The 12,376-nt window shown below is 46.2% G+C and carries 9 protein-coding genes; all 9 read left to right on the top strand.

Annotated elements, in window-relative coordinates; all coding sequences use genetic code 11:
- Position 1: 1 nt before the first annotated feature.
- The 9 genes from hcp (at position 2) to RW65_RS19525 (ending at position 12,077) form a co-directional block, all read left to right on the top strand.
- On the top strand, positions 2-493 hold the full coding sequence (gene hcp, locus RW65_RS19565) for a type VI secretion system effector Hcp (protein ID WP_039058506.1): 492 nt from the start codon (positions 2-4) through the stop codon (positions 491-493).
- A gap of 176 nt (positions 494-669) precedes the next feature.
- On the top strand, positions 670-3,321 hold the full coding sequence (tssH, locus tag RW65_RS19560; protein WP_039058505.1) for a type VI secretion system ATPase TssH: 2,652 nt from the start codon (positions 670-672) through the stop codon (positions 3,319-3,321).
- Positions 3,318-6,188: a type VI secretion system Vgr family protein gene (locus tag RW65_RS19555; RefSeq protein WP_156124037.1), complete on the top strand. Its 2,871-nt coding sequence runs from the start codon at positions 3,318-3,320 to the stop codon at positions 6,186-6,188. Before tssH ends, RW65_RS19555 begins: the two co-directional genes overlap by 4 nt.
- 2 nt (positions 6,189-6,190) lie before the next feature.
- Complete coding sequence (locus RW65_RS19550; protein ID WP_052250348.1) at positions 6,191-6,643, top strand: hypothetical protein; 453 nt, start codon at positions 6,191-6,193, stop codon at positions 6,641-6,643.
- A complete protein-coding gene (locus RW65_RS19545; protein ID WP_039058504.1) occupies positions 6,633-8,657 on the top strand; it encodes a lipase family protein in 2,025 nt (674 codons plus the stop codon). The genes RW65_RS19550 and RW65_RS19545 overlap by 11 nt, the downstream gene beginning before the upstream one ends.
- Positions 8,650-9,417, top strand: coding sequence for a hypothetical protein (locus tag RW65_RS19540; protein WP_039058503.1), 768 nt, complete (start codon positions 8,650-8,652; stop codon positions 9,415-9,417). Before RW65_RS19545 ends, RW65_RS19540 begins: the two co-directional genes overlap by 8 nt.
- 119 nt (positions 9,418-9,536) lie before the next feature.
- On the top strand, positions 9,537-10,307 hold the full coding sequence (locus tag RW65_RS19535) for a hypothetical protein (RefSeq protein WP_039058502.1): 771 nt from the start codon (positions 9,537-9,539) through the stop codon (positions 10,305-10,307).
- Between the two features lie 115 nt (positions 10,308-10,422).
- Entirely contained in the window at positions 10,423-11,190 is a 768-nt protein-coding gene (locus RW65_RS19530) for a hypothetical protein (protein WP_039058501.1), read from the top strand.
- A gap of 119 nt (positions 11,191-11,309) precedes the next feature.
- Complete coding sequence (locus tag RW65_RS19525) at positions 11,310-12,077, top strand: hypothetical protein (RefSeq protein WP_039058500.1); 768 nt, start codon at positions 11,310-11,312, stop codon at positions 12,075-12,077.
- Positions 12,078-12,376 lie beyond the last annotated feature (299 nt).

The following is a 12,376-nucleotide window of genomic DNA, read 5'->3' as shown; positions in this document are numbered from 1 at the left end:
GATGGCAATTCCTGTTTATCTTTGGCTGAAAGACGACGGCGGCGCGGACATTAAAGGGTCTGTTGACGTACAGGACCGCGAAGGCAGCATCGAAGTGGTAGCGCAGGCGCATAACCTGTACATCCCGACGGATAACAACACCGGCAAACTGACGGGAACCCGTATTCATACCCCGTTCCTGTTTACCAAAGAAATCGACTCTTCAAGCCCGTATCTCTACAAGGCTGTGACCACCGGTCAGACCCTGAAATCTGCGGAATTCAAGTGGTACAAAATCAACGACGCAGGCCAGGAAGTTGAATATTTCAACGTCAAACTCGAGAACGTAAAAGTGGTGAAAGTGGCTCCGCTGATGCACGACGTCAAGGATCCTACTTACGAGAGACATAACCACCTGGAGCAGATTGAGCTGCGTTACGAAAAAATCACCTGGACCTACAAAGACGGCAACATCATTCATTCCGATTCCTGGAACGAACGCGCCACTGCGTAATCCTCTGGCGGGCAGCATGCTGTCCGCCTTTTCGTTTTTGCTGAGCGCCTGTCGCCACGGACGTTCAGTAAAAACCCCAATCCGGAAATTCGACCTGATGCGCCAGAGGTTCTTTATATAAAGAAAAGCGACGGGCGGTAGCGTGCCCGCAGGTCTCTGACAGAGAGTTTACTAACATGGAAAATCCTGCCGTTCTGTTACGTCGTCTGAATCCCTACTGCGCGCGCGCCATGGAAGGCGCTGCCTCTCTGTGTCAGACCCGCGCCCACGCGGAAATTCTGCCGGAGCACTGGCTTCTGAAATTGCTCGAACAGGGCGAGGGCGATCTGACGGTGATTGCGCGTCGTTACGAATGGGATATGGATTCCATCTGGCAAGATCTGCTCGCCTGGATGGATAACCTGCCTCGATCGGTGCGCGGCCGTCCGCAGTTAGCGGACAACACGCAGGCGTTATTACAGGAAGCCTGGCTGCACGCCTCGCTGGCGGGGGAAGAACAGATCCGTGGTGTGCATCTGCTAATCGCGCTGGCGGATAAACCCAAACTGCTGCGCTGCGACGGTTTGTGGCCATTGCTAACCCTCGGACAAAGCCAACTTGAACGCTTACGCCCGCTGCTGGATGCGCAATCCGACGAGCGACCGGAGATGCAGCAGGAAGCGGAACTGGCGCATACCGGCGGGGATGTGGAGATGGTAGGGCGTGCAGTCGATGCCGCGCAAAGTCTTGAAGGGGAACTGAGCCCCGCGCTGCAAAATGCACTGGATAAATTTACCCTCGATGTCACCGCGCGTGCCCGTGAAGACAAAATCGACCCGGTATTTGGTCGTGATAGCGAAATTCGCCAGATGGTGGATATTCTCTCCCGGCGGCGTAAAAACAACCCGATTCTGGTCGGAGAGCCGGGAGTAGGGAAAACGGCCCTGGTGGAAGGCCTGGCGTTACGTATCAGCGAAGGCAACGTGCCGGAAAGCCTGAAACCTGTCGCGCTGCGTACGCTGGATCTGGGCCTGCTGCAGGCGGGCGCAGGGGTGAAAGGGGAATTCGAACAGCGGCTGAAAAACGTGATAGAAGCGGTGCAGCAGTCACCAACCCCCATTATGCTGTTTATTGACGAAGCCCATACCATTATCGGAGCCGGTAATCAGGCGGGCGGTGCCGATGCCGCGAACCTCCTGAAACCGGCGCTGGCGCGCGGCGAACTGCGAACCATCGCCGCCACGACCTGGAGCGAGTACAAACAGTATTTCGAACGCGATGCCGCCCTCGAGCGCCGTTTTCAAATGGTTAAAGTCGACGAACCGGACGACGAAACGGCCTGCTTAATGCTGCGCGGGCTGAAATCCCGTTATGCCCAACACCACGGCGTACATATCACCGACGATGCCGTGCGTGCGGCGGTCTCCCTGTCGCGCCGCTATCTGACAGGCCGCCAGTTACCGGATAAAGCCGTCGATCTGCTCGACACCGCTGCGGCGCGCGTGCGTATGAGCCTTGATACCGTGCCCGAAGAAATCACCCACCTTCATGCGCAGATGACCGCGCTGGCGCTGGAAGAGCAGGCGCTACTCGAAGATATCGCCGCAGGCGGCAGCACCCATGCCGCGCGCCTGGCGCTCATTGCCCAGCAGCGAAGCACCCTCGAAAGCACGCTGCAGCAGATGCAAACGCATTTCGAACAGGAAAAAGCCATTGCTCAGGAGTTGATGACCTGTCGCCGTGATATTAGCCGTCAGGCTGAGATCCCTAACCTGCAGCAGCAACTTGACTGCGCCCAGCAGGATGAGGCGTTGATTCAGATTGATGTTAATACCCGTACCGTTGCCAACGTGATTGCCGACTGGACCGGCGTGCCGCTCTCCTCATTGATGAAAGATGAACAGACCGAACTGCTGACGCTGGAAAACGAAATCGGCAAACGGGTGGTGGGCCAGCATGTTTCCCTCACCGCTATTGCGCAGCGTCTGCGCGCGGCGAAAACCGGACTGACATCCGAAAATGGCCCGCAGGGCGTTTTTCTGCTGGTGGGGCCGAGCGGCGTTGGCAAAACCGAGACCGCACTGGCGCTGGCCGATGTGCTGTATGGCGGTGAGAAATCCCTTATCACCATTAATCTCTCTGAATATCAGGAGTCGCACACTGTATCGCAGTTGAAAGGTTCGCCGCCGGGTTACGTCGGTTACGGCCAGGGCGGCATTCTCACCGAAGCGGTGCGCAAGCGCCCTTATAGCATCGTCCTGCTTGATGAAGTGGAAAAAGCCCATCGCGACGTAATGAACCTGTTTTACCAGGTCTTTGATCGCGGCTTTATGCGCGATGGCGAGGGGCGCGAAATCGACTTTCGCAATACCGTGATCCTGATGACCTCTAATCTTGGCAGCGATCATCTGATGCAGTTGCTGCATGAACAGCCTGAGTCGACAGAAGCGGATCTGCATGAACTGATGCGCCCGATCCTGCGCGATCATTTCCAGCCGGCACTGCTGGCCCGTTTCCAGACCGTGATTTATCGCCCGCTGGCGGAAAGCGCCATGCGCACCATTGTGCAGATGAAACTCGATCAGGTGAGCAAGCGCCTGCATCGTCATTACGGTCTCACCACCCAGATTGCGGAGACGCTGTATGACGCGCTGACGTCGGCTTGCCTGCTGCCGGATACCGGGGCGCGCAACGTCGACAGCCTGCTGAACCAGCAGATCTTACCGGTGCTGAGCCAGCAGTTGCTAAGCCATATGGCGGCCGGGCAGAAGCCCGCCTCGTTGACGCTGGGCTGGGATGAAGAGGAGGGGATTGTCATAGAAATGGCACATGAAGGAGTCACAGCATGAGTGTGATGGACATCCTCTCGAACGCTCAAAGCGGCGTTCTTAATCGCTATGCGTTGTCGCTGGTCGACAGCGATCTCGTTCTTGATATTGAAGATTTTTCTGGTCACGAAGGGCTGAGTGAACTTTATCATTACACCATTCGCTTTAGCAGTGCCAACCATGACATTCAACCGCAACAGGTACTGCGCAAAAGTGGAACCTTTACCATGCGCACTCTTACAGAGACTTTCGCTGGCATGGTGCAACTGCCCGTCACGGTGAAAAAGGTTCATGGCACCATCACTGCGTTCCGGCGCATTACCGGCTCTCGTGACCAGGTCTCCTATGAAATTGTGCTTGAGCCTTTTTTAGCGCTGTTAAACCGTCAGTACCGCACACACCGTTTTTTTGTTAACAAATCCGTACCCGATGTTGTGGAACAGATATTGACGGAACATGGGCTGAAAGGTTGGGAATATGAATTCAGGCTAAAAAAAAGCTATCCGAAACGGGAGCAGATTAATCAGTATCAGGAAAGCGATCTGGCTTTTATTCAGCGACTGCTGGCGGAGCTGGGGATCTTCTATTTCTTTACCCTGCAGCCGGATACGCAAACGGAAGTGATCCATTTCGGCGATACGCAAGCGGCGCTGATGTTTGATAAAAAGCTGGCGATTAATAGCCCGTCAGGTATGAGCGACAACGGTACTGACTCGGTCTGGGCGTTAAGCGTGGCGCATAATGTGGTGGAAGGAAGCGTCACCACAAAAGACTATAACCATCGTCAAGCCCAAATGCTGCTGCAGTCCGCGTCGGCAGATATGTCGCGTGGCGAAGGCGAAGGGATCAACTATGGTGAGGTCTATCACTACCAATCGCGCCACCTTGAACGCGGGGACAATATCGATCCGGCAACGGAGACGGCTAATTTCTGGGCGCGCCTCGATCATGAACGTTTCCTGGCAAAACAGACCATTATCAGCGGCAAAAGTACCGATGCCACATTATTAGCCGCACAGGTATTGACCATTGACGACAGTATTCCGCCAACGTTACCGGTGCAGCTGCAGGAGCCGATTCTCCTTACCCATATTGTCTTTACAGCCAGCCGGGATTCGGCTCTGCAGGCGGAACTAACCGGGGTTCCCTACAGTGAAACTCTCTGTTGGCGTCCGCCGCTGCTACCCCGTCCGAAAGTGACCGGTACGCTGACCGCACGTGTCACCAGCGCGAAAGAGAATGATCTCTACGCATGGCAAGATGAAGCTGGCCTCTACCGAGTGAAATTTGATGCCGATCTTGATGATAAGAATCCAGGCCTGGAAAGTATGCCGGTGCGCCTGGCTAAGCCCTACGGCGGAGATACCTATGGGTTTCATTTCCCTTTAATTCAGGGAACCGAAGTGGCGATCGCTTTCCACGAAGGCGATCCGGATCGCCCTTATATCGCTCATGCGCTGCACGACTCCCGCCGGGTTGATCATGTTACGGAGCTGAACAGCACCCGCAACGTGATCCGCACCGCCGCACTTAACAAACTGCGCATGGAGGACAAGCGCGGCGAGGAGCATATCAAACTCAGCACGGAGTATGGGGGAAAGACGCAGCTTAACCTTGGGCACAATGTCGATGCATCCAGAATGTTACGAGGAGAAGGGGCTGAATTACGTACCAATGATTGGGTAACCGTTCGTGGTGGTAAAGGTATTTTGCTTACAGCTGATATTCAACCTGATGTCGGCAGTAAAATGCTTGAGATGGATGAGGCCATAGAGCAACTTGAGCAAGCCCTCACGCTTGCCCGGAGCATGCAGGTTGCCGCAAAAGGCGCTCAAGCTCAGCAGTCGGATACGGATAGTCAAAAATTACTTAACAGCGCTTTGCGATATCTCAGGTTGCCCGGTTTGCTGGCTCACGCTCCAGCTGGAATAGGTATTCTCAGCCCTAAAGCTGTAAGGCTGGCTTCGGGGAATGAAAGTATTGGTCTGATGTCAGGCAGAAATACTGATATCAGCGCCGGGCAGTCATTTACTGTTGCGGCAGGTGAGTCGGTTAGCCTGTTTGCCCAGGCGGCGGGTATGAAGCTTTATTCGGGAGCGGGTAAAGTCGATATTCAGGCGCAGTCCGAGGCCTTAAATGCTTCTGCGCTACAGGATGTAACGATTACCAGCGCCCAGGGTAGTGTAAGGGTTGATGCCAGCCAGGAAATTATTTTGAATTGTGGTGGCGCTTTTATAAAAATGAGTGATGGGAATATTGAATTAGGTTGTCCAGGCAATATTTTATTAAAAGCGGCCAACATTAATAAGGCAGGGCCAGCAACGCTTGATACCCCACCCGTTACGTTTCCAAAAGGCTATTCCGGTTCATTTACAATCAAAGATCCTGAATCAGGAGAGATAAAGCCATTCACGCGATATAAAGTAACCACCGCTGAAAATGAAGTTTTTGAGGGTATATCTGACTCCGCAGGCAAAACAACCACACTATATACTTTAATGCCCGGTTCTATGAGCATTGAATTTCCAGATGAGCAGCAAGAGGAAGGTCCAGGGCATTGGGTGACAATTGACCATGATTACCACGGATTAAAAAATACGGTAATTATGGCAATTAATCGTATAACGTCGATGGGAAATGAAGGCCGTGTTTTTGGATCTGAAGGGAAAGATTTTATGCATACCAAACGAGACAAGATCCAGGAATGGAAATCATTCCCCGCAGGTGCCGACGAGCATGTAATAAATGATTCAGCAATTTATCGCTATGGAGAACAGAGAAGAATAACGCAAACATTTCTTGAAGGCGATGATGCATGGACAGTTAGTGGAGCATCATGGCACTGGATGCCAGCTGTTGCGGACGACATTAATGAGAAGAAGAATTAACTATGAAACTAAACTATCGTATAGTCTGTTTTATCTGGGGTGCGCTGGATATTTTTTATATTATCAGGTTTGCCTGGTTAAACGTCGAGCAAGGGCGTATTCCTCTTATCGACGATATTATAAGTTTTAATCATCTTAATTCTGAGTATGGTAGTGAAATTTGGACTGTGTTAATGTTTTCTGTGTCATTAATATTGAATATTTCCATCATAATATCCGCCATATTACTTCTTGTGGGCTGGTGTAGGGTTCATTGTTTTATCTATATACAAATACCTTTCCGGTTATTAATGACAATCCCATCTATTTCTTTTTTGCCATGGCTGTTGAAACAACTGAATATTACAAGCGTATCGATGTTTGTTATTTTGCTCGTTCTCTCTGAAATCATTAAATTTGCTTCCTTTAAATTGGCCAGCAACAAAAAAAATGAAGGAACTTCATATGGCGAATAATACCCTGGTCACCTCCGTTACCCACAGTAAAGTTGATGTTACGACCGGAAACCAAAAAAAGTACTGGGTGGAAATTCAACTCGTTGATGAACAAGGCGATGCTCTGTCAGATATGCCATGGAAAGTCGAGAGCCATCATCCCAGTGATGGCAGAGTTGCCAGATTAACGTATAGTGGACGAAGCGATGCGGAAGGCCTGATAAGAATTGATATGCCCCACGGCCTCGAATTAAAATTAATACTGGATGCTGACTCTCTGGCAAAAGAGATGGAGAAGCGACCTCTCCGGATTGGTAGAGATGCAGAATTGGATTCCACAGTTCGGCGGATGGCACAAGACAATGGCTATCTTTGGCATTACGCGGTTATTGGTGAACTTTGTGTTGTAACTCCATCAATAGAGTTAAGGAAAGGGGAGGTTTGGCCTGGCTTTCATTTTCCTCATGGCAAGTCTTTTAAAGGGTTTACTATCAGGACAAATGAACTGAAAAAACGCAATATAATAGAAATATGCCCTTTCAGAGCATGGGAACTGGTTTTACATCATCAGAAGGACTATTCCATTGCGAATGGCATTAATCTTGGCGCTGCAGCAACCCTTTCCTACGCAGATGACAATGCGTTAGACAGAAAGTCAATTACGCGGTTTTTTATAAATCAGTGCCAAGATCTCTCACGTTTGCCTCAGCTTTATAAAGACGGTTCAGCATGGAACACGCTGGTACATGATGTTCCCTTCAGCGATCGTTATCACCCTCCGGTGTTTATGGATACATCCCAAGATGCTTCGACTGAGGAAAATAACAGTAATAAACGTGGCATAGCGTCTTCAGGAGAAAATTCAGCTGCAAAGCCAGACGGTGATACGCAACTCTACTATGTTTTCAATAATGATAAAGTGATTATTTCGTGGCGTGGAACGGCCAGTATGTATGATGGCGGAACGGATCTTGCGTTCAGGCCGGTTAATACGGAATTTTGTGATTTAAACAAAACGCAATGTTCCTCATTACTTCCTGCTGGAAAGGTGCACACGGGCTTCTGGAGTGGGTATAATCGAGTTGAAAAGATATTTAATAAAGAAATTGAAGAATTGACCGATTTAATTGAAACATTGGATTTATTTGTATGTGGTCACAGTTTAGGGGGGGCTTTAGCTCTAATTCATTCGGCAAAACTTAAAGATTATAATCCTATACTTTATACTTATGGAATGCCGAGGACCTTTACCCGCGATGCCGTGATGCAATTATCTGAAATTACTCATTTCCGCCATATTAATGATAAAGATCCGGTTCCAGCCGTTCCGCCGGAAGCCAATCTGGATAATGAATTATATAAACTCTGGGGGTGGTTTGGAGGAACGTTGGGCTTTTTCTGGTCATTGGGCCAACTACTGGCTTACCAAATGGTTGAATGGGGAGACTGTTTTTGGCATCACGGTAAAATAGTTGCTTTCCTTACAACTAGCCAGAGTCGGGAATGGAAGGAGTGCAAAAGAGACCTGCCAACGCCGGCAGGGTGCATCACCATCAGAAAGTCGCTCCCCATTAAAGCTAAACTATTCCTGGTGCCTGCACTGGCGGAGCAAGAGATGCAACAGGCCGGGCAGAAACAAAAAGAGTTTAAAGCATCCTTAACGCCAGCAGATTTAACTCATTTTTTCCCAAAAAGCACCAACCCGGAAAGAGGGTTAGCGCTAAACCTTTTTGAACACTTTATGACGGCCTATATGCCGTATATGTATAACAAGCTGTTAGAGCTAATTGATGATACGGGATTAGTGGAAAAACGTACCTTTACGGAGCACAGATATAATATCGATCTATTTAAAGAACAAATGGAAAAAAATAAAAATGAGATTCCGAAGGATGAGATTGAAAGGAATGAAATTTTCCTGAGTATCGAAGAACTGCTGGATGTATCGCTTTCCCCTACGTTGTCTATGCCCTATGGAAGCGATACGATTTTACGGTTTGCTCAATATTCTGTCGAGGAGATAGAAAATGTATAACCTATTGAAAATTTTTCTTGTTTCTCTAATGTTGTTTTCCTTAGCAAGCTGCAGTCTAAGCAGGCCTGTTAACAAAACACTATCTCCGCCGTCTGATACAAAATGGGTAAGTATTGAAATAAAAAATCCTTCGCCTTATACAAAACCGTTTCCATTAGAGGCCAGGTATATTTCCTATTCGTGTCAAAAAAAGAGGATCAGCGGATTTGATGGTTCCATTATCACCGAGCCCAGCTACAACGTTATTAGCATCCCTATGCAGCAGGAAGGCGAAGTTTGGAAAGCAAAAGCAGCCATGACTGGTGGCGGTTCATGCAAGTGGTCTTTAAGCGCGATGACTCTAGGTATTGAATATGTTGAGGTTACGCATATTGGCAAAGATTTGGTTCCTGGAACTGCAGTCGGTGCGAAGCTTGCTTTTGATAATGACGCTTCTCGGAATGGACAATATACTCTGACTCGCGGTGATTTGAAATTATCTCCAAAGTATTTCCCTTACTTGAGGGAGAAAAAAATAGGCAAGAGAGAAAATACATTATCTTTATTAGGAAAGGAAGACTTCTTATCTCTGCGTGTTTATGATTTACATAAATTCGTTTTTTCTCCTGAGCTAAATGAAAAGAAAATTGTGAAGTTTATGGGGGTTGAAAAAAAAGGAAACGGAGCATACCCGCAGATTATTTATCCTGATGGTAGTGTTGCACCTGCAAGAACACTTTTTCCTGACTTTGATAAAGTTGATAAAATGATATTGAAATAAATTATCTTTACAGATCAATTTATTTGACGAGAATTATCTTTCATTATTCAATGGTATCTGTCCTCTAATGAAAAGTTAGGTTTCTGTTGTTTTATAAAATATCGAAATGGTGATGAAATATGCATAACCACTCAAAAATAATTTTATTTTCCTTGGTGTTGTTTTTCTCGGCAAGCTGCAGCATAAGCAGGCCTGTTAACAAAACCCTTTCTCCGCCGTCGGATACAAAATGGATAAATATTGAAATTAAAAATCCTTCGCCTTATACAAAGCCTTTTCCATTAGAAGCCAGATATATTTCATATTCGTGTCAAAAAAAGAGAATCAGCGGATTTGATGGTTCCATTATCACCGAGCCCAGCTACAACGTTATTGGCATTCCCATGCTGCAAGAGGGTGGCGATATCTGGAGAGCAAAAGTTGCTATGATCGGCGGGGGATCATGTAAATGGACATTAAATGTGGTAGATCTGGGAATCGAATATATAGATGCGACACATCTTGATAAGGAACTCGTCCCCGGAACGGCGGTCGGTGCACGTATTGCTTTTGATAATGATAGTTCTCAAAATGGTCAATATTCATCGGCTCATGGAGATTTGTATTTATCACCAAAATATTATCCCTTTATCTCTGAGTGGAACTTGGGAGAAAAAAAGAAAGAGCTATCTCTTTTGGGTAAAAAAAGTTTTTTGCATTTAAGAGCCTACGAAACAAACCAAATTAAATTCTATCCTGAATTAGATGAAACTAAAGTTGTAAGATATATAGGAATAGAAAAAAAGATCGAAGGTGCTCGTTCAAAAATAATATACCCTGATGGTAGTGTTGGAGCAAATGGAGAGATTTTTCCTGATTTTGATAAGGTCGATAAGATGAAGCTTCCATAAATTATTATGACGATAGGTTAATTGCTATAATTATCAAACATTTTTTAACTCAATATATGTCTATATGGAAGCGAGATGCTTTGCAATGTTCTCTGTATAGCATAAGGTGAAAAATATGTGTAATCGTCCAATGTGCTTTACCATTCCCCTGGTGGTGCTTGTCCTGGCAAGCTGCAACATAAGCAGGCCTGTTAACAAAACACTATCTCCGCCGTCAGATACAAAAAGGATAAATATTGAAATAAAAAATCCTTCGCCTTATACAGAACCTTTGTCATTAGTGGCTAGATATATTTCATATTCATGTCAAAAAAAGAGAATCAGCGGATTTGATGGTTCCGTTATCACGGAGCCCAGCTACAATGTTATTAGCATCCCCATGCAGCAGAGTAATGCTTTTTGGAAAGCAAAGGTTGCCTTGACTGGAGGAGGTTCATGCAAGTGGTCTTTAAGTGAAGTAACTCTAGGGATTGAATATATTGATGCTACGCATCTTGGCAAAGAACTGGTTCCAGGAACGGCGGTTGGTGCGAAGCTTGCTTTTGATAATGATGCTTCTCGTAATGGACAATACGCATCGGCTCATGGAGATTTATACTTATCACCAAAGTATTATCCCTTTATCTCAGAATGGAATTTGGGAGAAAAAACGAAAGAGTTGTCTCTATTGGGTAAAGAAAGATTTTTGCAGTTAAGAGTTTATGAAACAACAGAAATTAAATTCCATCCTGAATTAGATGAATCTAAAGTTGTAAGATACATAGGAATAGAAAAAAAGATCGAAGGTGCTCGTTCAAAAATAATATACCCTGATGGCAATATTGGCGCAAAGGGTGAAATTTTCCCCGATTTTGACAAGGTCGATAAGATGAAAGTTCAATAAATTATTATGACGATAGGTTAATTGCCATAATTATCAATCGATTTTATCTAACCCAATATATGTCTATGGGGAAGCGGTATTCTTTGCAATATTCACTGTGAGGCAAAAAGGTGAAAAATATGTTTAATCATTCAAAGTGCTTTACCCTTCCCCTGGTGGTGCTTCTCCTGGCAAGCTGCAGCATAAGCAGGCCTGTTAACAAAACACTATCTCCGCCGTCAGATACAAAATGGATAAATATTGAAATAAAAAATCCTTCGCCTTATACAGAACCTTTGCCATTAGAGGCAAGATATATTTCATACTCATGTCAAAAAAAGAGAATCAGCGGATTTGATGGTTCCGTTATCACGGAGCCCAGCTACAACGTTATTAGCATCCCTATGCAGCAGGAAGGCGAAGTTTGGAAAGCAAAAACAGCCATGACTGGTGGCGGTTCATGCAAGTGGTCTTTAAGTGCGATGACTCTAGGTATGGAATATATAGACGCTACTCATATTGGTAAGGATCTGCTACCCGGTACTGCTGTAGGGATAACTCTTGCATTTGATAATGATGCCTCGCGTAATGGTCAGTTTGATATTCTATCAGACAGAAACCCTGTTTTTTCACCGACATACTTTCCCTTAATCAAAACTAACAAATTGATACGCGAAAATGACTCATTAAATATTTTTGGTGAAGAAGATTTTATGCAAAAAAAATTAATAGATTTGACGGAGTCTGTAACTATTAAATATTTACCAACGTTAGATGAATCAAAAGTAGTAAAAATGGTTGCACCAACAGAGCATAAAATTGGTGCATTCTATAAGATCATTTATCCGGATGGGACTGTTGTATCGGATGGTTCAACTCATCCTGATGTAAGGAGAATGGCGAAATGATAAATGGATAGAAGAGTATTAATATTACCCAACATCCCTTATAGGTGATTGCCATCGTAGTTGTGCCATATACGAAAATATATCGTTACTGGCGGATATCAAATGCGAAAATATTTTACAAAACCACCATCGACTTAAACAAAATTGTTTGCAATTAAGGGCGGTAACATGTCTCATGCGCAAAAGAAAAAGAGAGCCATCTAATTTTATTATTTAATGAACGTGTGTCGTAGCAACGTTGCTAGTCACCCTGTGTTGTAGCAGAGCTAGTGATAGCTGGGAAAGTAAAATAGCCATAA

The organism is Enterobacter sp. Bisph1, assembly GCF_000814905.1.
Taxonomy (GTDB): domain Bacteria; phylum Pseudomonadota; class Gammaproteobacteria; order Enterobacterales; family Enterobacteriaceae; genus Kosakonia.
Note: the sequence above shows the minus strand (reverse complement) of the source record. Positions and strands in the feature narration are given on the sequence as shown.